The organism is Desulfatitalea tepidiphila (genome assembly GCF_001293685.1).
Taxonomy (GTDB): Bacteria; Desulfobacterota; Desulfobacteria; order Desulfobacterales; family Desulfosarcinaceae; genus Desulfatitalea; species Desulfatitalea tepidiphila.
Genome location: NZ_BCAG01000003.1, coordinates 2,339,547 through 2,365,685, shown reverse-complemented (window position 1 = coordinate 2,365,685; position 26,139 = coordinate 2,339,547). Strand labels below are relative to the sequence as shown.

The window sequence follows — 26,139 nt, the reverse complement described above, 5'->3', positions numbered from 1 at the left end:
CTGGGGTATATCGTTCGGGGTCTTTGGGTGCGTTGGGGGGGTCAACACGGACCTCGCTTTAATCGTTCCCGTAGAGGAAATAATTCCGCCTAAGGTTGTCAAAAGCTCGCAGTCCTTTCCGCCAGGAGGATTCCAGGGCATCGATGGCGGTCATCTGCTCAAGACCCAGGCGGACTTGCCGATCGCCGATAATCAGGTCGATGGGCAGCCGTTCATATTCGTATTCATACGGCGGCGATTTCCATTCAAACGACTGGGGATGACATGCGAGAACGGCCTGGAGGAGCATCAGGCTCGTCCGGTAGGGACGGTAAAGATTCCGGTCGGTGACATGCAGTTGAAATCCGTGACACGGCTGACCCTGCCATTTATTTGCTGTGGGCTCGAATTCCGTGACCCGGAGTACGAGGCCCGGCTGGATTCTGCCTCCCAGGATGTCCAATATCTTTTGCGGCGCGATAAAAGGCGCTCCGAACAATTCAAACGGGAGAGTCGTGCCGCGGCCCTCGGAGACGTTGGTCCCTTCCCAGATGACCTGGCCGGGGTAGACCACGGCCGATGCCGAGGTCGGCAGGTTCGGGGAGGGGGCCACCCAGGGCAGGCCGGTCTGCTCGAAATACATGCAACGCCGCCAACCTTTCATGGGGATCACATCCAAGTCACAACCGATCCCATAGGCCCGGTTGAAGAGCATGGCCAATTCGCCGATCGTCATGCCGTGGCGCATGGGCAGGGGGTATCGGCCCACGAACGAACGCCAGGCCGGGTCCAGGCAGTTGCCCTCGACGATGTCGCCGCCAATGGGATTGGGGCGATCCAGGACCACCACCTTTTTGGCAAATTTTCGGGCCGCCTCCATGCAGTAGGACATGGTGTAAATAAAGGTATAGACGCGGGTACCGACATCCTGTAGGTCGATGAGAACAACATCGATGGCATCGAACATCTCTTGGGACGGCTCGCGGATGTTGCTGTAGAGGCTGTAGACCGGAAGATCGAGCAACGGATCGCGACGATGGTCCGACTCGATCATGTTGTCCTGTTTTTCTGCGAACAGGCCATGTTGAGGGGAAAAGAGCTGAACCAGCCGCTCACCGAAACATTCGTGGACCAATTGGCGGGCATGGACCAGATGACGATCCACCGACGCTACATTGCACAACAGCCCCAGTCGTTTTCCACGAAGGTACGCCGGCGGTTCGGCCGTCAGTTGTTCGAGCCCTGTGGTGACGATGGTCATAACGGTCCCTGATGATTTTCAATCGATAGCGCGGAGCGTCGACAAAGGTGTAGGGTTGATGTGTCGCAACGCCTTCCGGCCGGCGCTGCGATCGGCTCGACCAGTGCCCATCCACAAATGGCCAATTTGGGCGGTATCTGCGTACTGCTCAAAATTTTATCATCGGAATATCAACTACATGCCTGCGGTAAAATTTTTCGCACGCCGTGATCTCGACCCAATTTGCCTATTTGAGGGCGGACACTGACTAATGATCGCCTACATAGAGGATCCGGTCTGGAAAGTAAACCTGAAAACAGCTTGACACATCCGAACGAACCCAATAAATTAAGCGTTTCGTTCAATTTAGTCGACATGGGAATCACGATATTGTCGTTCATTGTTCAGTATGAACGAACTCATTGAGGGCCTGGCGCGTTCTTTGGCGAGACGGTGTTTCCCAATTCAGATGGTGGGTGGCCATGGTGGGACACATCGACCTTAAGGGTATCGTTGTCATCGTCGGCAACTACGGGAGTGGTAAGACAGAAGTCGCTGTCAATCTGGCCTTGGACCAGCACGGCCGGGGGGTTCATGTACGGCTTGCGGATCTGGATCTGGTCAATCCCTATTTCCGGACCCGGGAGGTGCGCCGTCTGATGTCCAGCCTGGGGATCGAGATGATCCTGCCGCCCGAAGGCTGGTTACAGGCCGATCTTCCCATTTTGACCCCCAAGGTCGGTGGTTTGATCCGGAATCCAGGAGAGTTGGCGATCTTGGATGCCGGCGGTGACGGCGTCGGGGCTACCGTGCTGGCTGCATTGGCCGATGCCTTCCAGGCCCCAGGCGCTTCGCTGCAAGTGTTTCAGGTGGTCAATCCATTTCGCCCGAACACACAGACCGTGGCACAATGCCTGGCCATGAAGCGTACCATCGAGGCGGCCTCCCGGCTGAAGGTGACCGGTTGGATCGGCAATGCCCACCTGCTGAGTGAGACGACGGCCGACCATATCCGGGAGGGCTACGAATTGATGCAAGCCCTTTCCAAAGATAGCGGGCTGCCCCTCTTATGTATAACCGCCAGTGAAACCCTCGTTGCGCAGACCCGTGACATGGGACTGAACTGCCCGACTTTAACGATCCGCCGTCAGCTGGTGCCGCCATGGCTCAAACCAGCACAGTGGCATGCGATCGACTGATCGGTCGAAGGAGTGATGACGATGACCTATTGCTACCATATTGAAACGGACCGCTGCAAAGGGTGTGGTCTTTGCGTGGCCGTGTGTCCGAAAAAGGTGCTCGAGCTGTCGACCCAAGTGAACAGCATGGGCTATTTTCCGGCCTATCAGGCGCGGCCGGAAGATTGTATCTTGTGTGCGATCTGCTGTACCATGTGCCCGGATGTGGCCATCAGTATTACTGAAACGGCATCCGATACGTGTCCTTGAAACCCATATTCGGTTGATGACCTGCCGGATGGGTGCTGAAGCCGATGCGGTCAGGCACGATTCACTGTCAGTTTATTCCGTTTGTGCGGTCCGGACGCTGCTGCGATCCTGGCCACAGCGCAAAGGAAAACAGGGAGATCAAAACATGTCCAAGGTATTGATGAAAGGCAACGAAGCCATTGCCGAGGCCGCCATTCGTGCCGGTTGTCTCAACTATTTTGCCTATCCCATCACGCCCCAATCCGAGGTTGCCGAGTATCTTTCCTGGCGTATGGCCGAAGTCAACGGGGTTTTCCTTCAGGGCGAGAGCGAGGTGGCGGTCTCGTACATGATCTTCGGCGCCGCCGGCGCCGGGGTGAGGGTGTTCACCACCTCTTCGAGTCCCGGTATCAGTCTGATGAGCGAGGGGATCAGCTACCTGTGCGGCGCCCAACTGCCGGCCGTGTTCGTCAACATCATGCGCGGCGGGCCGGGGCTGGGCGGCATTCTGCCCTCCCAGGCCGATTACAACCAGGCCACCCGAGGCGTAGGCCACGGGGATTGCCGCCTGCTGGTGATGGCGCCGGCCAGCGTGCAGGAGGCGGCCGAAATGGTGATGATGGCCTTTCCGCTGGCCGAGAAGTACCGCAATCCGGTGATGCTTTTAGGCGACGGCCTCATCGGTCAGATGATGGAACCGGTGGAATTCCCCGATCATCTGAAAAGCGAACCCTCCAATAAGGACAGTTGGGCCACCAACGGCATCGACCATCGCAACGGCACGACGCGAAATCTGGTCCGTTCGCTCTTTTTGGATCCCGAGGCGCTGAACAACAACAATCTGATACTCAGAGCCAAATACGAGCGTATGAAGGCGGAAGAGGTGCGCTTCGAGGCTTATAACACCGACGGGGATTACCAGGTTCTGATCGTTTCCTACGGTACCATGAGCCGCGTATGCAAGACCGCGATAAATGCCCTCAAAGGCCAGGGGATCGAGGTCGGTCTGATACGGCCGCAAACGTTGTTCCCCTTTCCGGACGTCGCTATCCGGGAGGCGGCCGCCAAACCGAGCTGCCGGACCGTCTTGTCCATTGAAATGAGCATGGGACAGATGGTCGACGACGTGGAACGCTGCCTCCATGGCATCCGGCCGGTGGAGTGGTACGGCAAGTGCGGCGGCGAAGTGCCGACGCCCGAGGAGATTATCGATCTGGTCAAGGCCAGCGTATAGACGATGAAATCAGTCAGGAAACGGTCCGCTGGCCTTCACCATTAAGATGCAAGGGTTGAAAGCGCGGAACCACCCCAAGGAGATAATCCAATGGCCAAGTTATTTCAAAGACCCAAATCCATGTTCGATGTGAGCACCCACTACTGTCCGGGATGCACCCATGGCGTGATCCATCGGTTGGTGGCCGAAACCATCGACGCATTGGACATACGGGGACGCACCGTGGGTATTGCACCCGTAGGCTGCGCCGTTATGGCTTATAACTATATTGATTGCGATTTCCAGGAGGCCGCCCACGGGCGGGCGCCGGCCATGGCCACGGGCATCAAGCGAGTGCGGCCCGACCTGATGGTGTTCACCTATCAGGGGGATGGTGATCTGGCGAGCATCGGCATGGGAGAGATCGTCCATGCCGCCAACCGGGGAGAAAAATTCACCACCATTTTTGTCAACAACGCCATCTACGGCATGACCGGGGGGCAGATGGCACCCACGACCATGCCCAATCAGCGCACCACCACATCGCCCTTCGGTCGGAAGACCGAGGAGGTGGGCATGCCCATTCGCATGGCCGAGTTGTTGGCCACGCTAAGAACTCCCGGTTACATTACACGGCAGACCGTCATCAAACCCAAGCATATTCAAAAGGCCAAAAAAGCGATCGAGCGCGCTTTCGTCTATCAGATGGAAAATCGGTGTTTTTCTTTCGTGGAGGTGATCAGCACCTGCCCCACCAACTGGGGGATGACGCCCAAAGATGCCGTCCAGTGGGCCGAGGATGTGCTGCTGCCGTATTACCCATTGGGTGACAAGAAAACCCCGGACAGGGAAGTGACGGAGAAGCTGGTCGCCGCAGCCGGCGCCGCATAATTTTGATGAACTCGTAAACTACTGCAGAAGCGCCATGCCGGACGCGATCCGGCACCCAGAAGAAATTGAAAATACTGGCTATCGGCTTACGCCGGAATGACGGGGGAATCTTATTCCGGGCTACTATGGAAGCGTCATGTTGGTGGCCCGTTTCCTGGGATAAAAAGTTCCACCGCGAAGCGGGGGAAACCGTTTTGTGCGAAGCCATCAACTCAAAAATCGACCTCAAGAACTGTTGAACGTGGGGCCCATTCGACGATGGGCCGAGGGCAAGGAGACGCCATGCAAAGTGAAGTGATGTTTGCCGGTTTCGGTGGACAAGGCATCATGCTGATTGGAAAAATTTTGGCCCATGCCGCCATGGAAGAGGGGTATGAAGTGGCCTGGATTCCCTCCTACGGACCGGAAATGCGCGGAGGCACGGCCTATTGCATGGTCGTCATCGGTGATCAGCCGATCGGCTCACCGATCATCAAGAATCCTTCCCATCTGGTCGCCATGAATCGGCCCTCGCTGCAAAAATTCGTTTCGACCATAAAATCCGGCGGCGTGGTGATGATCAATTCGTCTTTGATTCCCGACGATGTGCAGCGTAACGATGTGGATGTACTTAAAGTGCCGGTGGTGGAAATCGCCACGGACAACGGCAGTTCAAAGGCAGCGAATATCGTGGCACTGGCGGCCTTCGTGGCCCGCACCAAACTGGTTCCCCTGGAGACCCTCAAACGGTGCATCGAAGAGGAGTTCCAGAGCAGACCCAAGCTCATACCGCTGAACATGAAGGCCATGGAGGCCGGTGTCGCAGCGGCAAACAATTAGGTTGTGCCCAATCCACAAAGGGCCTATTTGTGGACAGGCATCATGTCGCCGGTGGCGTCCGAAGGCGGACACCGATTCGATGAGATGAAGGTCATGAAACTCCCCATTCCCGATTATATCCAGAACATCGCGCCATACGTCCCGGGCAAGCCCATCGAGGAGCTCGAACGGGAATATGGTATCTCCGATTCGGTCAAACTGGCCTCCAACGAGAATCCATTGGGGCCCTCGCCCAAGGCCATCGCGGCCCTGGATCGGGCCCTCGCTCGCTTGCACCGCTATCCGGACGGGGCCGGTTACGAGCTGGTCGAACGATTGGCCTCACATTTGAAAGTGACGGCCCGGGAAATTGTATTGGGCAATGGCTCGGACGACCTGCTCGGCATGCTGGCGCGGGTCCTGCTCAAGCCCGGCGACGAGGTTGTCGTCCCCGATCCATCGTTTCTCATGTACACCATCGTGGCGCAGAGCGCCGGTGCCACGCCGGTCAAGGTGCCCCTGAAACAGCTCTGCATCGATTTGGATGGGATGCTGGAACGCATCGGGCCTCGGACCCGGATGGTGTTCGTCTGCAATCCCAACAATCCCACGGGAACCGTCGCTGGCCGCCAGGCCTTCGAATCGTTCCTGGCCGCCGTGCCGCCCCATGTGTTGGTGGTGGTGGACGAGGCCTATTTCGAATTTGTCCGCGATCGGAACGCCGTGTCCGGGCTTAACTATTTGAAAGCCGAGCAGACGGTGGTGACCCTGCGGACCTTCAGCAAGGCATATGGCCTGGCCGGATTGCGGGTGGGCTACGGCGTCATGCCCGTACCTTTGGCCGGGTACCTGAATCGCGTGCGCATGCCCTTCAACGTGAACAGCCTGGCACAGGCCGCGGCCGTTGCGGCCTTGGATGATGTGGATTTCCTTAAACATACGTTGGATACGGTACACCAGGGGCTCGATTTCCTGTATAGGGAATTGGGCCGTCGCGGATTTCAGGCGTTTCCCAGCGAGGCCAATTTCCTGCTCATTGATGTGCAACGACCGGCCGACGACCTGTTCGAACGGATGCTTCGCCAGGGGGTCATCGTGCGCTCGATGCGGGCCTATGGCTATCCCCAATATATTCGTCTGAGCGTGGGGCGTCCCGAAGACAATCAACGGTTTTTGACCGCCCTGGATCGGGCTTGTGCGCCGGGTGCTCAAGTCCAATAGATCTATGCGCCGGGAGTACCGGTCGATTGCGATCCCCAAAGAAAGTCGATTGCGATCCCCAAAGAAAATGGATGTTGGCATGGGTGCGAAGGAGAAGCTGCGACGGTCCCTGATCGTCACCATCGACGGTCCGGCCGGCGCCGGAAAAACGACGATCAGTAAGCTGCTGGCACAACGGCTGGGATATCGCTATATGGATACCGGGGCACTCTACCGGGCCGTGGCCGTGGCCGCGGTCGAGGCCAGGGTGGCAGCGGACGACGACGCGGCCCTGGCCGAGTTATGCCGCGGTATGACGCTTGATCTTCGAGAGACCGGCGAGGGATTACGGGTTCTTTTGAACCAAAAGGATGTCACCGAGCAGATTCGGACCCCCGAAATTTCAATGATGGCATCGGCCGTTTCGGCTCGGCCTGCGGTTCGATCGTTTCTCCTGGACACCCAGCGGGCACTTGGCGCCCAAGGCGGGATCGTCGCCGAGGGGCGCGACATGGGCACGGTGGTTTTTCCCCAGGCCGAGGCCAAGTTTTTTCTCGACGCCGACAGCGGCATCAGGGCCAGGCGCCGCTATGAAGAGTTGAAGATGAAAGGCGCCGCCGCACCTGATCTGGAGACGGTCGAAAGGGAGATGGTCCAGCGGGATCATAACGACAGCACCCGACCGCTGGCCCCGCTCAAGGCGGCCGCCGACGCTCTCGTGATCGATTCGACCCATATGACCCCGGAGGAGGTCGTCGCTCGGATGATCGCCCATCTTTCCGCCATTTCCTGATGCCCCTTCCCTGCCGTTCCAATCCCTACCTATCACCCGGCCGTCACTGAAAAATTCAACATGCGCCGGGGGCGACCCATCGGATCAAAACGATAACATTTCATTTTATCATTGCATTATCGTCGGGCCTTGTACTATAGAACCCTGATTATGCTACCGGCAGGTGCCGGAAAATTAGGCTGAGGGGAGAACTTTTAAGCACATGAATGACATTGTTGAAAACACATCCAAACAACCAACGACCAACCCAACCGATTCATCTCAATCCTCGGAAGCCTCCATGGAAGATCTCATGGATATGTACGAGGAGAGCTTCAAGCGCTTTGCCGAGGGCGAAGTGGTGACCGGACGTGTCATCTCTGTGGATAAAGATTATGTGATCGTCGACATTGGATACAAATCCGAGGGCCAGATTCGCATCCACGAGTTCCAGGACGAAAACGGCAATGTGGATGTTCATACCGATGATAAGGTCGAAGTGATGGTGGAGTGGTGGGACGACGAAAATGAAGTCGTCGTGCTCTCCAAGGAGAAGGCCGAAAAGGTCAAGGTCTGGGAGGAGATCAAGCGCGCTTATGAGGCGGATGAACCTGTCGAGGGTGTCATCGCCAGCCGGGTCAAGGGGGGGTTCTCGGTCGACATCGGCGTCAACGCGTTTTTGCCCGGTTCCCAGGCCGATCTTCGTCCGGTGCGCAATCTGGACGAAATGGTCGGCAAAACTTACAAATTCAAGGTGCTCAAATTCAACCGTAAACGCAGCAATATCGTGCTGTCCCGCCGCGTGATCCTCGAAAGCGAGCGTGAATCCAAGCGCAGCAAGACCTTGAGTACCATTCACGAAGGCAAGGTGGTTAAGGGCATCGTCAAAAACATCACCGAATACGGCGTATTCGTCGATCTCGGCGGCGTCGACGGGCTTTTGCATATCACCGATATTTCCTGGGGACGGGTCAAGCACCCCTCGGAAATGTTCTCCGTGGGCGATGAAATCACGGTCAAAATTCTCAATCTGGACCTTGAACGGGAGCGCGTATCGCTGGGCATGAAACAGCTGGCCCCCGATCCCTGGAGCACCGCCGCCGAAAAGTATCCGGTGGGGTCCCGGGTTTCCGGCCGCGTCGTGAGCCTGACCGATTATGGTGCCTTCGTGGAGTTGGAAGAGGGCATCGAAGGTTTGATCCATGTCTCCGAGATGTCCTGGACGCGCAAGGTGCGACACCCCAACAAGGTGGTTTCCGTGGGCGAGGAGGTCGAAGCCCTGGTTCTGGATATCAAACCGGACAACCGGCGGATTTCTCTGGGCATGAAACAGGCGGTGCCCAACCCCTGGGACGTGATCAGCGACAAGTACCCGGTCGGCACCACCATCGAGGGGAAGATCAAGAACATTACGGACTTCGGTCTGTTTATCGGTATCGATGAGGGCATCGATGGCCTGGTCCACATCTCCGACCTTTCCTGGACCAAGCGTATCAAACATCCCTCCGAGCTTTACAAGAAGGGCGATACGGTGCAGGCCATCGTTCTGGAGATCGATAAGGAAAACGAGCGATTCTCCCTGGGCGTCAAACAGCTTCAGGCCGATCCCTGGGATTCGGTCGCCCAGCGCTATGAAGTAGGCAAGGAAATCACAGGTACAGTCACCAACGTCACCGATTTCGGCGTTTTCGTTGAATTGGAAGAGGGCATCGAAGGCCTGGTGCATGTTTCCGAAATCAGCAAGGAGAAGGTCAAAACGCCGGTGGGCATGTTCAACGTCGGTGATGTGCTCAACGCCCGGGTCATGAACATCAACAGCGATGAACGGCGCATCGGTCTGTCCATCAAGCGCCTGGAGATGGAAAGCGACCAGGAATACCTGAGCGACTACGTGAACAATATGGGACCGGCAACTTCCAGTTTTGGCGAAATCCTGCGGGAGAACCTTCAGGAAAAGCTGAACGAAGATTAGGTCATCGTCCGGAACAATACACCGGTATTCCAATTCATTCGATACTCAACGGCCGAACGGGAAGTTTACTTCCGTCGGCCGTTTCGTCTTTGGCGATACCCAGCGCGCGGTCAGGAGGATTTCTGTGACCGGGTAATGTGAAACCAATTCGAAGGAGACGATTCATGTTTACACGCAGGCACCCTTATCTGTTCGCTCTACTGGTCATGGCGGCGCTGGGAACGGTTTCGATGATTTTTTTTTCGATCACGGTGACCGCATTGACCGGTGAGCCGGTGGATAGCGATGGCGAGAAAGTCGGTGTCATCGAATTGGTCGGCGCCATCGTCGACAGCAAGCAGTTCCTCGAACAGATCAAGGAGTTCCGTGAGGCCGAGTCCATAAAAGCCATCGTAGTCCGTATCGATTCTCCCGGCGGCGGCGTGGGGCCCTCCCAGGAAATCTATCGTGAAATCCGGAAGACCGCGGCGGAAAAGAAGGTGGTCGCCTCCATGGGGTCGGTGGCCGCATCGGGCGGCTATTACGTGGCGGCTGCGACCGATGGCATTGTCGCCAATCCCGGCACCATCACGGGCAGCATCGGCGTGATCATGGGATACACCAATTTCGAAGCGTTGTTGGAAAAGATCGGTCTGCAACCGGTGGTGATCAAGAGCGGAGAATTCAAGGACATGGGATCACCGGTGCGTGAAATGAAAGATGATGAGCGGGCGTTGTTGACGTCCTTGACTCAAAAGATCCACCGGCAGTTTATCGACGACATTGCGGCGGGCCGCCGCTTGGAAGTGGACCGGATCGAGCCGATTGCCGATGGCCGCATTTTTACCGGGCAAGAGGCTAAGGATCTGGGATTGGTGGATCGCCTGGGAAACTTCCAGGATGCGGTGCAGTGGGCCGGAGAACTGGGCGGCATCCAGGGGGAGATCGAAACCGTTTATCCTGAGGAAGAACGCCCCCCCTTCATTGAGTATCTCATGGAATCCGCCTTGAAACTCGTTTCCCAGAGCGGCTTGACGGTGCGGCACCATCCTGAAGCGAAGTGGGTGCCGACCCCGAACATTTAACCTGACGAGTGCCCGTCCACAAATAGGCAAATTGGGTCGAGATCAAGGCGCGCGAAAAATTTAACCGCGGGCGTATGGATGATATTCCGAGGATTAGATTTTTCGCGCAACGCCGATATGGGGCCAATTGGCCGTTTGTGGATGGGCACTGATGAACGAGATTCTAAGAAAAGAGGGACACATCCCCCAGCGCTGCCCGCAGAACCACCGGTTCATCGTCGATCAGCGAGATGACACTGGAGGGTTCCCCTGGAACAGGGCCGCCGTCGATGACCGCATCCAGCAGTTTGCCATACTGGGCTTCGATCAACCACGGCTCCCTGAGCAACTCTCCGTCAGGGGTTGCGGCGCTGGTGGAGATGATGGGATTGCCCAACGCCTGGATCAGGCTGATACAGATGGGGTGGTCGGGCACACGAATTCCGGCGGTCTTGCGTTTGGTGAGCATCATCTTTGGGACCTCGTTGGAGCCCTCCAGTATGAAGGTGTAGGGCCCCGGTAAGAGGCGGCGCATGGTCTTATAGGCATAGTTCGAGACCTTGGCATACTGGCTGATATTTTTCAGGTCCGAGCAGATGAAGCTGAACGGCTGGTTTTTAGGACGTTGTTTGATTTGATAGATCCGCTGAATGGCCTTTTTATTGTTGATATCGCAACCGATACCGTAAATCGTATCGGTGGGATAGGCGATCACACCGCCGTTTCGCAATATTTCCGCAACTTTTTCGATTTTCCGGGGTTGCGGATTTGTGGGATTGATTTCGACCAGCACGGCTTGTTTCCAGTCCTCTATCAAAAATGAGCTTTGGCGGTTTTGCGAATATGGATGTTTATTATCGGTCAGGCCGCTTGTCAAGACGGCAGGCGAAACCGAGATCCAGATACCGACTCCAATAGTCAGAATGAGCTGGATGACCGACCTGCGTTGGAGGCAAGAGGTCGAGACCAGTGAAAATCACCGACAGGCACAGGAGAGGGTTGATCGGTGAATACTATATATGGTAATGTCATTCATTTTAATACCCAACAAATTGTACCTGTTTGAAATCTCATCGAATATACCCTAAATTCCTGCAAACACGATGACGTGGAGGATGATATGAACAAAATTCCACCCGAGGAAGGTTTTTCCTTCGACGATGTTCTCCTGATTCCCAATTACTCCGATGTGCTTCCCAAAGACGTTGATGTCAGCACCCAGCTTTCCCGCCATTTACGCGTGAATATACCGATTGTCAGTGCGGCCATGGACACAGTCACCGAGGCGCAAACCGCCATCACCATGGCGCGGGAGGGCGGCATCGGTTTTATTCATCGCAATATGAGTATTGAAAACCAGGCCTTGGAGGTCGACCAGGTCAAGAAGTCGGAAAGCGGCATGATCATCGACCCGGTGACCATTCATCCGGACCAGAAAGTCCAGGCCGTTCTGGATCTCATGGCCAAGTACCGGATATCCGGTGTGCCGGTGGTTGACGGCGATCGCCTGGTCGGTATTGTCACCAATCGGGATTTGCGTTTTGAAACCGATATGGAAAAGAAAATTTCTGCGGTGATGACCAAGGAGAACCTGGTCACCGTACCCGAAGGTATCAGTCTGGAGGAGTCCAAAAAGCTGCTGCACGAACACCGCATCGAAAAACTGCTCGTCGTCGACACTACCGGTCGCCTGAAAGGGATGATCACCATCAAAGATATCGAGAAGATCAAGAAGTATCCCAAGGCGTGCAAGGACGACATGGGACGACTGCGCGTCGGCGCCGCCATCGGCGTGGGGCCGGATCGATTGGAACGCGCAGAGGCGCTGCTTAAAGCCGGCGCCGATGTGATCCTGATCGATACATCGCATGGCCACACCCAGAACGTGATCGATACGGTGCGGGAGTTGAAGTCGACCTTCAAGTCCATCGAGTTGATCGCCGGCAACGTGGCCACGGCCAAAGGAACCGAAGAGCTGATCGAAGCGGGTGTGGACGCCGTAAAAATCGGTATCGGTCCCGGATCGATCTGCACCACCCGTATCGTGGCCGGCATCGGCGTGCCGCAGGTGACGGCGATCATGAATTGCAAACCAGTGTCCAACAAGACCGGTGTCCCGCTGATCGCCGACGGGGGTATCAAGTTTTCCGGCGACATCACCAAGGCTCTCGGCGCCGGAGCCCATACCGTCATGATCGGCGGCCTCTTCGCCGGGACCGAGGAGAGTCCGGGCGAAACGATTCTCTATCAGGGGCGCAGTTACAAAGTCTACCGCGGCATGGGGTCCATCGAGGCGATGCGGCGAGGCAGCAAGGATCGCTATTATCAAACCGAACAGGAAGAAGACGACAAGCTGGTGCCCGAAGGCATCGTCGGGCGTGTGCCTTACCGCGGCTCCCTGGCCGGCAATATCCATCAGCTCATCGGCGGCCTGAAGGCCGGCATGGGCTATGTGGGCTGCCGCACCATCGAAGAGTTGCGCGACAAAGCCCGCTTCATGCGGATCACCGCCGCCGGGTTGCGTGAAAGCCACGTCCATGACGTCATCATCACCAAAGAGGCGCCTAATTACCGGGTGGAGCAGTAGGGACGGACGATGAGCGAAACGCCGACCGATTTCGTCCATCTTCATGTGCATACCATGTACAGCCTGCTCGACGGCGCTATCCGCCTGGATGCGTTGATCGAGCGGATCAAGGCGTTCGGCATGCACAGCGTGGCCATCACCGACCACGGCACCATGTTCAATGTGCTCGAATTTTATGAAAAGGCGGTCAAGGGCGGGATCAAGCCGATCATCGGCTGCGAATGCTACGTCGCACCGCGCACCATGGCGGACAAGACCCCGCAGGACGCCAAAGGCCTCACCCACCTGGTGCTGCTGGCCGAAAACCAGACGGGATACCGCAATCTTTGCCGGCTGGCCACGCTGGCGCAGACCGAAGGGTTTTATTACCGGCCGCGCATCGATAAGCAAATTCTTCAGGCGCACCACGAAGGTCTCATCGGCATGTCGGCCTGCCTGCACGGCGAGATCCCCCAGTTGATCAAAGCCGGTCACCTGGCACGCGCGCGGGAAGCGGCCCTGTTCTATCAAGAGCTTTTCGGAGCGGGCAACTTCTTCCTGGAGGTGCAGAACAACGGCATTGACGTGCAGGACGTGGTCAACGCGGCCCTGCGCGACATGAGCACCGAACTCTCCATCCCGCTGGTGGCCAGCAACGATTGCCACTACCTGGATAAGAGCGATGTGCGCGCTCATGATGTGCTGCTGTGCGTACAGACCGGCAAGACCGTCAACGATGCCGAACGTTTTCGCTTTCGCACCGATCAACTCTACTTCAAGTCAAAAGAGGAGATGATCTCCTATTTCAAGGATTTTCCCGGTGCCATCGAAAACAGCGTAGCCATTGCGGAACGGTGCCATGTCAGCTTCGATTTCAAGAGCTACCATTTTCCGCTCTTCACGGATCCATCCGGGTTGAGTGCCGAAGCACTTTTCACCCGCAAGGCGCATGAGGGTTTCGAGCGGGTGTGGGCGCTGATTCGCGCCAAGCGTCCGGATGCCGACGATAAGATCTACCGGGAGCGTCTCGAATATGAGATCGGGGTGATCAACAAGATGGGGTTTCCCGGATACTTCCTGATCGTGGCCGATTTCATCAATTACGCCAAGCAAAACAGCGTTCCCGTCGGGCCCGGCCGCGGTTCGGCGGCCGGTAGCCTGGTGGCCTATTCACTGGGCATCACGGACCTGGATCCCCTGGCCCACGGATTGATCTTCGAGCGCTTTCTCAATCCCGACCGCATCAGCATGCCGGATATCGACGTGGACTTCTGTATCAACGGCCGCGAGAAAGTTTTCAAGTACGTGGTAGAGCGTTACGGCGGCTGGGATTATGTGGCCCAGATCATCACTTTTGGAAAGCTCAAGACCCGGGCCGTGATTCGCGATGTGGGACGGGCACTGGACATTCCCCTGGGCGAAGTGGACGCCATCGCCAAGCTGGTGCCCGACGTGCTCAATATCTCCCTGGACGAAGCCCTGGCCCAGGAGCCCAAGCTGCGCGAACTCGAGAGCACCCGACCCGATGTGGCCGAACTGTTCGCCATCAGCCGCACCCTGGAAGGGTTGCCCCGGCATGCGTCGACTCATGCCGCCGGCGTGGTGATCGGCGACAAACCGCTGGTCGATTATCTTCCGTTGTATAAGGGTAAAAAGGGCGAAGTGGTCACCCAGTTCGACATGAAACACGTGGAGAAGATCGGACTGGTCAAATTCGACTTTCTGGGGCTGCGCAACCTAACGGTCATCGACAACACCCTCAAGCTCATCGAACAGCAGGGCAAAACCCCGCCAAACCTGGCCAATATCGATTTTGACGACGCGGCGACTTACGAGCTCCTGGGCAAAGGGGATACCACCGGCGTTTTTCAGCTGGAAAGTTCGGGCATGAAAGACCTGCTGGTGCGCATGAAGCCGGAGTCCTTCGATGACGTCACCGCCCTGGTGGCTCTCTATCGACCGGGTCCGTTGGACAGCGGCATGGTGGATGATTTCGTCGAGCGCAAGCATGGCCGAAAAGCCGTCGAATACATGTTGCCTGATCTCGAACCCCTTCTTAAAGAGACCTACGGGGTAATCGTCTACCAGGAGCAGGTAATGAAGATTGCCAGCGCCCTGGCCAGTTACACCATGGCCGAAGCCGACGGGCTGCGCAAGGCCATGGGAAAGAAAATCGCGGCCATGATGGCCGAACACCGCGAGCGGTTTGTCAAGGGTGCGGTGGAGAACGGACACGACGAAAAAAAGGCGGTCGCCCTGTTCGACCTGATGGAGAAGTTCGGCGGCTACGGCTTTAACAAATCGCACAGCGCGGCCTATGCCCTGATCGCATATCAGACCGCCTATCTGAAGGCCCATTTCCCGGTGGAGTTCATCGCCGCCCTGCTGACCAGCGAAATGCACTCCATCGACGGCGTGGTCAAATACATCAACGAATGCCGCAAACACCAGATCGACGTTCTGCCGCCGGATATCAACGGCGGCGATACCACCTTTACCGTGGCCGATGGCAAAATTCATTTCGGTTTGGTCGCGGTGAAGAATGTGGGCGAGGGGGCGGTGGAGGCCATCGTGGAAGAACGGCGCCAAAACGGGCCCTACGAATCGATGATCGCATTTTGCGAACGGGTGGATTTGCGCAAGGTCAACAAGCGGGTGGTAGAGAGCCTGATCGCCTGCGGTGCGTTCGATTCCACAGGGGCGCATCGTTCCCAGATGATGGCCATTTTGGAAGATGCCCTGGAATACGGGCAGAAGGTCCAGCGGGAGCGCTGCGACCCCCAGATGGGGCTGTTTGACGATGGCGCGAGCTGCAACCTCTCCATCGATCCGCCGGGGCTGCCTAAAATTCCGGAGTGGTCCGAGCGCGAACGACTGGCGCGTGAAAAGGAATCCCTCGGGTTTTATATCACTGGACATCCGCTGGCACCGCACCACAAGACCATGGATAAGTTCGGCACCACGACGACCACCGCCATCGAAGAGGTGGCCGACGGTCAGATGGTGCGCATGGGCGGCATGGTGACCGGAAGCAAGGTGATCCGAACCAAGAAGGAAGAGTTGATGGCCTTTCTGCAACTCGACGATCTGGAGGGTGGCATCGAGGTGGTCATCTTTCCTTCGGTCTATGCGGATTGCCAGCATCTGTTGACCGACGATCGCCCGATCCTGGTGCAAGGCAAGGTCCAGAAGGATGAAAAAGGGGCCAAGCTTCTGGCCGACACCATCATCGCCATGGAAGAGGCCGAGACGCAATGGACCGCCGAGGTTCACTTCAACATTCAAGTGGAGCGGACCGACAAAAAGCACCTGGAACGCCTGCGCGAGATCATCCGGCGTTACCCGGGGGATTGCCTGGGATGGCTGCACTTGAAGATGGCGGACGAGGTCGAAGCCGTGATCGCCATCACGGAAGACTGGCGTTTCCAGCCCGGAGAGGATCTGCGCCGTGAAGTCAATGCCCTTTTGGGCTACCCGGCGGTGCAGACCCAATGCGGTGAAATCAAAGCCGTCAACGGGTTCAAGCCTCGGAACGGGTATGGCGGAAGAAGATAAAAAAAATAAAGTGTAAAGTTTAAAGTGTTAAGTGTAAAGTTAAGGAACAGGACCATTCCAATACTCTATAGAGATTTTTCTAATGAGTGTCCGTCCACAAATAGGCAAATTGGGTCGAGATCAAGGCGAACGAAAAATTTAACCGCAGGCATATGGTCGATATTCCGAGGATTGAATTTTTCGGGCAACGCCGATATCGGGCCAATTGGCCATTTGTGGATGGACACTGAAGAGGATTTATCATGAAGGTACCCCTCCTGGATTTGAAGGCCCAGTATCAAAGCATCAAGTCGGAGATTCGTCCATGCATCGACGAGATTTGCGAGAGCCAGTATTTTATTCTCGGTCCGCATGTCGAACAGATGGAAGCCAAGCTTGCGGCCTATTGTAACGTGCCTTATGCCGTGGGCGTCTCCTCGGGCACCGATGCGTTGCTCATCGCGCTCATGGCGGCGGGGATCGGACCGGGAGACCGGGTGATCACCAGTCCCTATACCTTTTTCGCCACGGCCGGAGCGATTGCACGACTCGGTGCAGTGCCGGTGTTCGTGGATATCGAGCCGACGACCTACAACCTCGATGTCCATGGTCTGGCGGAGACGCTGGAGAAGATGAATGCCGGCCGGCGCGCTACCGTCAAGGCGGTGATTCCGGTTCACCTCTACGGCCAATGCGCGGAGATGGGGCTTCTGATGGATATCTGTCGGCGGTATCGTCTGACCGTCATCGAAGACGCGGCCCAAGCCATCGGTGCCGAGTACCAGGGCCAGCGTGCCGGCACCATGGGAGATTTAGGCTGTTTCTCCTTTTTTCCTTCAAAGAATCTGGGGGCTTTTGGCGATGCCGGACTCGTCACGGCCCAATCCAAGGAGTTGGATGACCGCCTGCGCATGCTGCGCGTACACGGCATGGAGCCTAAATACTACCATCAGATCATCGGCGGCAATTTCCGCATCGACGCCTTACAAGCCGCTGTCGTGGCGATCAAGCTCGATCATCTGGACGAATGGACGAGCGGGCGTCGCCAGAACGCCGCCACCTATCGGCAGTTATTCAAGGCGGCCGGCCTGGAGGATCGGGTGATCCTGCCTGCCGAGGTGCAAAGCCGGCACATCTACAATCAGTTCGTCGTGCGGGTGTCCGGGCAGCGCGATGGCTTGAAGGATTTCCTCGGTCAGCAGGGCGTCGGTACGGAGGTGTACTACCCGGTGCCATTGCACCTGCAGGCCTGCTTTGCGGATTTGGGCTATGGCCGGGGGGATTTTCCCGAAGCCGAGCGCGCGGCTGAAGAAACCCTGGCCCTGCCCATCTATCCCGAGCTCACCCAGGAGCAGCTGTCCTACGTGGTGGACTGCATCACGGCGTTTTTTGATCGTTGAATGGATTCAAGAGGTTGGCTGGGATGCGGATCTCATTGGGGTTTTCGCCCTGTCCCAACGATACCTTCATATTCAATGGTTTGGTATCCGGGGCGGTGCCGTTGCCGGGCCACAGCCTGGCCGTGTCGCTGCACGACGTCCAGACCCTGAACCAGATGGCCTTTGATGAAAGATTGGATGTCAGCAAGCTCTCATTTTATGCCTGGCTGAAGGTTCGGGACAGATATCGGCTGCTCTCCAGCGGTGGGGCTTTGGGATATGGGTGCGGCCCGTTGGTGGTGTCCCGCCGCACGCTTCGGCGTGAGGACTTGGCCGGCTGCCGGGTGGTGCTGCCGGGCGAGTTGACCACGGCCCACCTGCTGTTCCGGCTCTGGGCGCCCGAGGCCGAACAGCGCAGCTTCGTGAGCTATGACCAGATCCTGGAGGCCATCGATTCGGGCGAGGCGGACTGCGGGGTGATTATCCATGAGAGCCGTTTTACTTACGAAAGCCTCGGATTCAAGGCCGTCGTCGATCTGGGCGCCTGGTGGGAAACGCTGACCGGTTTGCCGATTCCGCTGGGGTGTGTGGCAGCTCACCGACGACTGCCCGAACAGACGATCGGCCAACTCGAAGCGGCGATCCGTCAGAGTATCGCCTTGGCGCGACTGGAGCCGGCTGCCGCCCTGCCGTATATTCGGGCGCATGCTCAAGAGATGAGCGAGGCGGTGCTCGAGGCGCACATCGACATGTTCGTCAACGACTTCAGCCTCGACATGGGGGAGATGGGGCGCCGGGCCATCGACACCTTGTCCCAGCGGGCCGTGGAGGCGGGAATTCTGGTATGATCGGATTGATTTTTGCGACGAATCGGGAAGCGCGTCCGTTTCTGGCACGCAGCCAGGCGGAGCGGTTGGAAGAGCGGCCTTTTGTCGTGTACCGCTCGCCGGCGGATGAACGGCTGCGCATCGCCATTTGCCGGATCGGAAAGGTGGCCGCCGCAGCCGCCTGCCAGGCACTGATCCTTTCCCACCGGACCGATCGCATCATCAACATCGGCGCATGTGGCGCGCTGCATGACCGGGAGGAGTTGGGGGTGGGGCGGCTGGTACACATCACCCACGCCGTGGAGGGAGATCACGAGGTGTTCGGCAAGCCCCCCCAGCCGGAGGTCTGCATGTCGGGCATCGGAAACGGTTTGCCGCCGGTTCGCCTGATCACCTGCGACCTGCCGGTTTTCGATCCGATCCAGAGAAAGCGATGCGGAGAACGGGCCGACGTGGTGGACATGGAGGGTGCGGCCATCGCCAGGGTCGCCGCCCTGTATGGTGTGCCGTGTGAAATGGTCAAGGGCATTACCGACAATGCGTTGGCCTGTGATCGCCAGACGCTGCTGGAAAATCTCGACAGGGTTTGTGAGCAGCTTGCGGAGTGGGTGTGGCAGGCATTGACAGGATCGGCGGCGGTTCGATGATCGGAAAAGTGTTGCGTTTTATCAAAATCGAGCACACGGCCTTCAGTCTGCCGTTGGTCTTTACCGGCGCCTGGATGGGCGCCGGTCATCGATGGCCGGGTTCCCGGGTCTTGGCCCTGATCGTCATGGCTGCTGTGGGGGCGCGCATTTTCGGCATGTCGTTCAACCGCATCTTCGATCGCCACATCGATGCGCGCAATCCGCGCACCGCCGGGCGCGAACTGCCCGCCGGACACATGAGCGTCCGCCTGGCGCTGGTCATTGCCATGGGCGGCCTGCTGATCTATCTGATCGCCTGTGCGCTGCTGGGACCGTGGTGCCTGAGGCTGTCGCCTCTGCCGCTGATCCCTTTGCTGGGATACTCCCTGTTGAAACGCTATACCGCCCTTTGCCATTTCGGCATCGGCTTGTGTCTGGCCCTGGCGCCGTTGGGCGCCTTCGTGGCCGCCGCCGGCCATGCACGATTTTCCCTTTCGGTGATACTGTTTGCCCTTTTCGTTTTCTTCTGGCTCAGCGGCGCGGATATCATCTACGCCCTTCTGGATATTGAGAGCGACCGCCTCAACGGCATCCATAGCCTGCCGGCGGCATTGGGACCGGGCGGCGCCCAGGTCGTGGCTGCCGCTGTTCACCTGGTCGCATTGGGCACGTTGTGGCTGCTGCTGTGGCAAGCGGAGATCGACTTTTGGGCCGTCGCCTGTTATGCGCTGACGGTAGGGCTTTTTATTACGATGCACCTGCCGTTCGTCCCGATTCCCAAACGGTTTTTCCCGATTTCCACCCTGGCCGGCATCGCCGGCGCGCTCACGCCGTTGTTTGTGTAGCCGGATCAGATTGCCAAACTCTCCAGATGGATCGGTGCTATTTTGCCTCCAGTGCCGCCTCCACAGCCGCTTTGATCCCATCGAAATTGGGCCGATTGACCATGCGGCCGTTGACGAACACCGTCGGGGTGCCGTGCACGCCGGCATCTTCCCCTTCCTGCTTATCCCTAGCGATCCTGGCAAGGGTTTGGGGAGCCTGCCTGTGCTGCTCGAACCGGGCTGGGTCGAGATTCAGGGACAGGCGGATATCATCTATTATCTGCTCGTTGAGACGGTTGTAGTTTTGGAACAGGAGGTCATGGAATTCCCAGAACTTGCCTTGGGCGCCGGCGGCGACGGCCGCCTGGGCCGCCAAAGCAGAGTAGGGATGGCTGGACAGCGGGTAATGTTTGAATACCGATTTGACTTTTCCGGGGAAGCTCTCCCTTACACTATCGATAATCGAACCGATTCGGGCGCAGTAGGGGCACTGAAAGTCGCTGAAGACCACGATGGTGACCGGCGCATCGGCAGGGCCCTTGGATGGCGCCTGGGAGACATCGAGGTCATAGGTGAAGGTCAGTTCGAGGACTTGCACCGTTTTGGCCTTGCGGCTGCTGAGAAAAAGGATATCGTCACGCGGTCCGATTTTGATCTGGTCCGTATCCGGGGGTACCTTCATCTGATCGATCAATCGACCCGATGTGTTATAGATGAGAAGTTTCGAATCGGCGTCTAGCACGTAGATCTGCCTGCCGCTCAACGACACCTCCATATCGATCGGCTCGTGTTCGAGTTTGAGAGTGGCCAGCTTTTTCAGGTCGACATCGGCATGCGCCGTCAGGCCGGACAATAACCACAACAGGGGCATCCAACCGATCAGGGTGCGTAAGAATTTCATCGTTTCTCCTTTGATGGCACGGTTGCTTGTGTTGCTTCCCGGCGAAAATCCGTTGAAAGCGTTTTTAGCGCCGTTTGGTTCTGGAAACAACCGTTGGCATTTATAAAACAGATTGTCCCGTCTGGCAAATCAATGATCGATAGGCAACCATCACCAGCGATCCTAACCGAATGTGATTCATCCTGAAGGCCGCGCTTTCCAAACGTAGTTTGATAAAAAAATTCGCATCGAAACGGATTTGGAAGGCGTGGGTGGAGCAGGTGGCCAGGGCCACGTACGCCTGCGGTCCTAGTGCCGCTCGAATGCAAACGGCGGACAAGCGGCCCAGACTGTTTGAGCGCAGCGAGTTTCTGGGCCGCCCGCCGTGCATTCTTAGCGGCACTTGACCGCTTGGCGTGTGGCATCGGCCACCTGTTCCACACACGACGGGTTTAATGAAGAGCAATCAGTTAGTATGGCCGGGTCGCCACATCGGCGCTTTATCCATGCCCACGAATCTGGTACAAAGCATGGGTTCGTGTCACAGGGAGGTGGCCCATGTCAAATAATCCCCGTCTCGTGGTTGCGATGACCGGTGCTTCCGGCGCCTATGTCGCCCGTCTGCTGTTGTCCAAATCCCCCTGGCCCACCATCCTCATCGCCAGCCGCTGGGCCCAGGAGATTTACGCCCGCGAGTGCGGCCCGTTTGACGAGGTGGCCCAGTTGGCCGGTGAGGTGTACGACGCCGATAACCTGGCAGCGCCGCCCGCTTCAGGTTCCGTGCCGACGGCCGGCATGGTGATCGCGCCATGCTCGATCAATACCCTCGGCCAGATCGCCGCGGGCCTCGCCGATACTTTAATTTCCAGGGCCGCCCATTGCCATTTGAAAGAGCGCCGGCCCCTGATCCTGGCCATTCGGGAGAGCCCGTTGACCACCATCAATCTGGAGAACGCATTGAAAGTCGCCGCCGCCGGCGCCATTCTCATGCCGCTGACGCCGCCCTATTTCATGTTCCAGGGCAAGCGTGCCGATCAGATTACCCTCCATGAGCTGATGGATGCATATGTGGATCGTCTACTGGCTCTTCTGGGGCGGCAGATGGCGGCTACATGGGAGGATCTGCGCTGATGTATCTGGATCTGCGTGCGTTTATAGGCGACTTGGAGAGGCAGGGTGACCTGGTGCGGATCCAGTGCGAGGTCGATCCCGATCAGGAGGTCACGGTCATCCAACACAGGGTGATCGCCGCCGGCGGTCCGGCCCTGCTTTTCGAGCGGGTCAAGGGGTCGCCTTATCGGCTGGTGAGCAACCTGTTCGGCACCGCCCGGCGTGTGGCCATGGCCTGCGGCGCGCCGCCCAGGGAATTGGGCGATCGGCTGGCGCACATCGCCCACCACTTGATGCCGCCATCTCTGAAAGGTGTATGGCAGATCAGACACGACCTGAAACGGCTCCTGCCGGTCCGCATGCGTCGCCTGGACCATGGACCTATCCTGGCCCGCACCATCACGCCCCCCGACTTGCGCCAGTTGCCAGTATTGACCTGTTGGCCTGAGGATGGGGGGGCGTTTTTTACCCTGCCCCTCGTTCACACGGTGGACCCCGAAACCGGTCAGGGCAACCTGGGGATTTATCGCCTGCAACGGTTCGATGCGGCCAGCACCGGCATGCACTGGCAGATCGAGAAGGGCGGCGGGTTTCATTTTGACAAGGCGGTGCGATCGGGGCGGCCCCTGCCGGTGAGCGTCATTCTCGGCGGTCCGCCGGCGTTGATCATTGCGGCGGTGGCACCCTTGCCCGAGGGAATGGACGAGCGCCTGCTGGCCGCTTACCTCATTGGCGCCCCCCTGGACGTGATCGAGCGCAAGGGCACCGGGCATCGCATCCCCAGCCGGGCCGAATTTGTGCTCGAAGGCGAGGTGCGCCCCGGCGATGTCCGCCGGGAGGGGCCCTTCGGCGACCATTTCGGCCACTACTCCGACGCCGCCGATTATCCGGTGTTCCGCGTGCGGCGTATTTTATCCCGCAAGAACGCCATCTATCCGGCCACGGTCGTCGGCAAGCCGGTGCAGGAGGACTACTTCATCGGAGAAGCGTTACAGGAGATCGCCCTGCCCATGCTGCATATGGTCAAACCCGCCATCGTCGACCTGTGGGCCTATCCGGAAACCGGCTTTCACCCCCTGGCGGTCATGGCAGTGCGCCAAAGGTATCCTCGTGAGGCGCTCAAGCTGACCCTGGGCATGCTCGGCGAGGGGCAGGTCTCTTTGACCAAGGTGATGATCACGGTCGGTGCCGAGGTGAATGTCCGCGATTTCAGGGCGGTCAGTGAGGCGCTCTGGCGGTATCTGACGCCCGACGGCGTGCATCTGCTGGCGCCGACCGCGCAGGATACCCTCGATTTTACCGGACCGGCCATGAACACCGGCAGTCGCTTGATTCTGATGGCCACTGGACCGGATAAAGCGGTGGGGCGCAGCCGGCCATCGTCCCCGCGGCCGGAGGCCGAAGCGTTGCACCCCGGCGTGCGGGGCGTCACCGATTGCGGGCCGGCTTTCCTGGTGGTGCAGGTAAAAGAGGGGTTTGAGGACGTCGAGACGCTGTTCACGGCCATGCGTCATCATCCCGGGGCCAAAGACTTTCTCTTCCACGTGGTAGTGAGCGAGGACGTGCCCCTGCATGACCCGGTCATGCTCCTCTGGGGATGGTTCACACGGTTCGATCCCGCGGCGGATCTTCACCCGGCCCAACGCACCGTTCGCGGCAACCGGCTGGTTCTCGAGTTCCCCATCGCCATTGACGCCCGCTGGAAAAAGGGCTATCCACGGCCGGTATCCTTCGATCCCGAGGTGGTCCGACGGGTCGATGCGCGATGGGAAACGTATGGTATCAAAATGGATTGAAGGCAATAGGGCTTCGGATCAGGTGTCGTGTGCTTCATCCGGGGAAAGTATGAAAGCAGGAAAATAGGAAAGTATGAAATTAGGAAGGTTAAGGAAGTTATCTAATCGATTCGGTCTCTATCAAAGCAGAGTAAATGATGAGTGATAAAACAGAGTATCTATACCGGTCGGCGTTGGACAAGGGCGCGCGATGCGAGCGTGTCAGTGTGGATGAGGCCATGGCCTTGGCCGCTTGGATTACTCCCGACCGACTGCACGCCATCGGCAAGGCGGCGCTGGCCAACCGGCGATCGCGATATGGAGAGAAAGCCACCTTCGTATTCAACCTGCAGATCAACCCGGCCAACATCTGTGGGGCGCGCTGCACGTTCTGCAACTACGCGGCCTCCAAGAACGACGCCCACGCCTACGTGATGAGCGAAACCGAAATTCTGGACAAGGTCGAAAAGCTGCAGCCTACCGAGGCCCATATCGTGGGCGGATTGAACCAGGTATGGCCTTATGAACGCAATCTCGAACTGGTGCGACAACTGCGCAACCGGTATCCGGATCTGCATATCAAAGCCTACACCGCGGTGGAGATCGCCTACTTTGCCAAATGCGCCCGCACAAGCGAACGGCAGGTTCTGGAAGAGCTCAAGGCGGCCGGTGTCGAAACCCTACCGGGCGGCGGCGCCGAAATTTTTTCCGAGCGGCTCTACCGGCAACACTGGAAAAACAAGATCGGTCCGGCCGATTGGGTGCGCATTCACAAGCTGGCCCACAGCCTGGGTATCCTCACCAATGCCACCATGTTGTTCGGCTTCGGCGATACCTGGACCGAGCGCATTCATCACCTGCTGACCTTGCGCGAAACGCAGGACGCATCCAAGGGGTTTGTCTGTTTCATACCGCTGGCCTTTCAACCCGGTGAGGGCCGGTTCATCACCCACGGCCCCACTCCTTTGGAAACTTTGGCCGTAGTGGGCATTGCCCGCCTGGTGCTGGACAATATCCCGCACATCAAGTCCTACTGGCCCATGAGCGGGGTGGAAACGGGCGCCGCCGGATTGAGCTGGGGCGCGGACGATATGGACGGCACCATCTCCGAAGAGAAGATCGCCCATCTGGCCGGCGCCCCGACCCCCAAAGGCATGGCCCGCGATCGCATGACCGAAACGATCCGAATGGCCGGCTTTACACCGGTGGAGCGGGACGGGCGGTTTAAGGAGGCGGGGGAGGGGCACAGATGAACTATCCCATCTCCATGATTCCTTACGCCAATATGGCGCCCTATGCGGCCCAGGGACCACCGGCGGTTTGCTACTTCGTAAATTGTACGCCGCGCAACAGCATCGCAGCCCTCAAAGAGGGTGCCCTATGGGCGGCCGCCGTGCCGGTGGGCGGTTTAAAGGCATTGGAACGATATGTATCCCCTGTGGGAACCTACGGCATTGGGGCGTTTCGAAAAGTGATGAGCGTGCTCTTTTTCTCCGACCGTCCTTTCGAGGCGTTCGCTGGCGCGTTGAAAGTGCGTTTGACCGACGAGTCGGCTTCGAGTGTACGGTTGCTCTATTTGTTGCTGGGTTACGCCAATGGGTTCAACCCAATGCCTATCCTGGCCCGGCCCGGCGAGCCGGCCAATGGCGAGTTGGTGATCGGCGATACGGCGCTGCTCTGGCACCACGAGTGGGAGCGTACCGGAGGTGTCAAGGGGTTTAGATATATGACCGACCTGGCGGCCCAATGGCACCGTCATTGCCAATTGCCGTTCGTGTTTGCCCGTTGGGTCGTACGCAACGATGCACCCGATGCCGTCCGACACAGCCTGTCCGCCTGGTTGGATGATTTCCGTCGCCGGGAAACCGAATTGATCCTGCGATCGGTTCCCGGTGTCGCGGACCGCCTCCATCTGCCAGAAGAGTATGTCCATCGCTATTTGACGGTCATCCGGCGCTGCCTCACTTCGGAAGATCTCGAGGGGCAGAAGCGGTTTCTAGAGGCGTGGGACGAACTCGTCGCAAGCCAACCCGCCACATGGTTTCAAAATGAAGGGTAATCAACGATGGCCAGGATAAATGCC

22 protein-coding genes are annotated in these 26,139 nt (G+C 58.1%); 19 read left to right on the top strand and 3 right to left on the bottom strand.

Annotated elements, in window-relative coordinates; genetic code table 11:
- Window positions 1-58 precede the first annotated feature (58 nt).
- On the bottom strand, window positions 59-1,240 hold the full coding sequence (locus tag DFT_RS15105; protein WP_054031981.1) for an exo-beta-N-acetylmuramidase NamZ family protein: 1,182 nt from the start codon (window positions 1,238-1,240) through the stop codon (window positions 59-61).
- Window positions 1,241-1,701: 461 nt separating this feature from the next.
- Here DFT_RS15105 and DFT_RS15100 point away from each other — a divergent pair, with 461 nt between their 5' ends.
- The 9 genes from DFT_RS15100 to sppA all read left to right on the top strand — a co-directional run bounded on the left by DFT_RS15100 (window position 1,702) and on the right by sppA (window position 10,556).
- Window positions 1,702-2,418 carry a hypothetical protein gene (locus DFT_RS15100; RefSeq protein ID WP_054031980.1) on the top strand — a complete coding sequence of 239 codons (717 nt, stop codon included), beginning with the start codon at window positions 1,702-1,704 and terminating at the stop codon, window positions 2,416-2,418.
- Window positions 2,419-2,439: 21 nt separating this feature from the next.
- Window positions 2,440-2,667 carry a 4Fe-4S dicluster domain-containing protein gene (locus DFT_RS15095; RefSeq protein WP_054031979.1) on the top strand — a complete coding sequence of 76 codons (228 nt, stop codon included), beginning with the start codon at window positions 2,440-2,442 and terminating at the stop codon, window positions 2,665-2,667.
- 145 nt (window positions 2,668-2,812) lie between these two features.
- Entirely contained in the window at window positions 2,813-3,880 is a 1,068-nt protein-coding gene (gene vorB / locus DFT_RS15090; RefSeq protein ID WP_054031978.1) for a 3-methyl-2-oxobutanoate dehydrogenase subunit VorB, read from the top strand.
- 90 nt (window positions 3,881-3,970) lie between these two features.
- Window positions 3,971-4,750, top strand: a complete 780-nt coding sequence (locus tag DFT_RS15085) for a thiamine pyrophosphate-dependent enzyme (RefSeq protein WP_054031977.1) — start codon at window positions 3,971-3,973, stop codon at window positions 4,748-4,750.
- 282 nt (window positions 4,751-5,032) lie between these two features.
- Window positions 5,033-5,569 (top strand): 2-oxoacid:ferredoxin oxidoreductase subunit gamma family protein, encoded by a 537-nt coding sequence (locus DFT_RS15080; RefSeq protein WP_054031976.1) that lies wholly within the window; start codon window positions 5,033-5,035, stop codon window positions 5,567-5,569.
- A 42-nt stretch (window positions 5,570-5,611) separates the two neighbouring features.
- The gene (gene hisC, locus DFT_RS15075) at window positions 5,612-6,769 is read left to right on the top strand and encodes a histidinol-phosphate transaminase (protein WP_235506239.1); all 1,158 of its coding nucleotides are present in this window, start codon (window positions 5,612-5,614) and stop codon (window positions 6,767-6,769) included.
- A gap of 79 nt (window positions 6,770-6,848) precedes the next feature.
- On the top strand, window positions 6,849-7,541 hold the full coding sequence (gene cmk, locus DFT_RS15070) for a (d)CMP kinase (RefSeq protein WP_054031975.1): 693 nt from the start codon (window positions 6,849-6,851) through the stop codon (window positions 7,539-7,541).
- A 202-nt stretch (window positions 7,542-7,743) separates the two neighbouring features.
- Window positions 7,744-9,492, top strand: a complete 1,749-nt coding sequence (locus DFT_RS15065) for a 30S ribosomal protein S1 (protein ID WP_054031974.1) — start codon at window positions 7,744-7,746, stop codon at window positions 9,490-9,492.
- 164 nt (window positions 9,493-9,656) lie between these two features.
- On the top strand, window positions 9,657-10,556 hold the full coding sequence (sppA, locus tag DFT_RS15060; RefSeq protein WP_054031973.1) for a signal peptide peptidase SppA: 900 nt from the start codon (window positions 9,657-9,659) through the stop codon (window positions 10,554-10,556).
- A 163-nt stretch (window positions 10,557-10,719) separates the two neighbouring features.
- Here sppA and DFT_RS15055 read toward each other — a convergent pair whose 3' ends face one another.
- On the bottom strand, window positions 10,720-11,328 hold the full coding sequence (locus DFT_RS15055; RefSeq protein ID WP_054031972.1) for an L-threonylcarbamoyladenylate synthase: 609 nt from the start codon (window positions 11,326-11,328) through the stop codon (window positions 10,720-10,722).
- Window positions 11,329-11,655: 327 nt separating this feature from the next.
- Between DFT_RS15055 and guaB the strand changes: the two genes are divergently transcribed.
- The 6 genes from guaB (at window position 11,656) to DFT_RS15025 (ending at window position 20,312) form a co-directional block, all read left to right on the top strand.
- Window positions 11,656-13,122 (top strand): IMP dehydrogenase, encoded by a 1,467-nt coding sequence (guaB, locus tag DFT_RS15050; RefSeq protein WP_054031971.1) that lies wholly within the window; start codon window positions 11,656-11,658, stop codon window positions 13,120-13,122.
- Window positions 13,123-13,131: 9 nt separating this feature from the next.
- Complete coding sequence (gene dnaE / locus DFT_RS15045; RefSeq protein WP_054031970.1) at window positions 13,132-16,656, top strand: DNA polymerase III subunit alpha; 3,525 nt, start codon at window positions 13,132-13,134, stop codon at window positions 16,654-16,656.
- 242 nt (window positions 16,657-16,898) lie between these two features.
- Window positions 16,899-18,035, top strand: a complete 1,137-nt coding sequence (locus DFT_RS15040) for a DegT/DnrJ/EryC1/StrS family aminotransferase (protein ID WP_054031969.1) — start codon at window positions 16,899-16,901, stop codon at window positions 18,033-18,035.
- 23 nt (window positions 18,036-18,058) lie between these two features.
- On the top strand, window positions 18,059-18,862 hold the full coding sequence (locus DFT_RS15035) for a 1,4-dihydroxy-6-naphtoate synthase (protein WP_054031968.1): 804 nt from the start codon (window positions 18,059-18,061) through the stop codon (window positions 18,860-18,862).
- Complete coding sequence (locus tag DFT_RS15030; protein WP_054031967.1) at window positions 18,859-19,488, top strand: 5'-methylthioadenosine/S-adenosylhomocysteine nucleosidase family protein; 630 nt, start codon at window positions 18,859-18,861, stop codon at window positions 19,486-19,488. Before DFT_RS15035 ends, DFT_RS15030 begins: the two co-directional genes overlap by 4 nt.
- The gene (locus DFT_RS15025; RefSeq protein WP_054031966.1) at window positions 19,485-20,312 is read left to right on the top strand and encodes a UbiA-like polyprenyltransferase; all 828 of its coding nucleotides are present in this window, start codon (window positions 19,485-19,487) and stop codon (window positions 20,310-20,312) included. Before DFT_RS15030 ends, DFT_RS15025 begins: the two co-directional genes overlap by 4 nt.
- A 37-nt stretch (window positions 20,313-20,349) precedes the next feature.
- On the opposite strand, the gene DFT_RS15020 is transcribed toward DFT_RS15025, so the two are convergent.
- A complete protein-coding gene (locus tag DFT_RS15020; RefSeq protein ID WP_054031965.1) occupies window positions 20,350-21,192 on the bottom strand; it encodes a DsbA family protein in 843 nt (280 codons plus the stop codon).
- A 537-nt stretch (window positions 21,193-21,729) separates the two neighbouring features.
- Here DFT_RS15020 and DFT_RS15015 point away from each other — a divergent pair.
- The 4 genes from DFT_RS15015 to DFT_RS15000 all read left to right on the top strand — a co-directional run bounded on the left by DFT_RS15015 (window position 21,730) and on the right by DFT_RS15000 (window position 26,115).
- The gene (locus DFT_RS15015; RefSeq protein WP_054031964.1) at window positions 21,730-22,302 is read left to right on the top strand and encodes a UbiX family flavin prenyltransferase; all 573 of its coding nucleotides are present in this window, start codon (window positions 21,730-21,732) and stop codon (window positions 22,300-22,302) included.
- Window positions 22,302-24,077 carry a UbiD family decarboxylase gene (locus tag DFT_RS15010; protein ID WP_054031963.1) on the top strand — a complete coding sequence of 592 codons (1,776 nt, stop codon included), beginning with the start codon at window positions 22,302-22,304 and terminating at the stop codon, window positions 24,075-24,077. The genes DFT_RS15015 and DFT_RS15010 overlap by 1 nt, the downstream gene beginning before the upstream one ends.
- A 137-nt stretch (window positions 24,078-24,214) precedes the next feature.
- Window positions 24,215-25,309: a CofH family radical SAM protein gene (locus DFT_RS15005; protein ID WP_076750741.1), complete on the top strand. Its 1,095-nt coding sequence runs from the start codon at window positions 24,215-24,217 to the stop codon at window positions 25,307-25,309.
- A complete protein-coding gene (locus DFT_RS15000) occupies window positions 25,306-26,115 on the top strand; it encodes an MqnA/MqnD/SBP family protein (protein ID WP_054031961.1) in 810 nt (269 codons plus the stop codon). Before DFT_RS15005 ends, DFT_RS15000 begins: the two co-directional genes overlap by 4 nt.
- The last annotated feature ends 24 nt before the right edge of the window (window positions 26,116-26,139 follow it).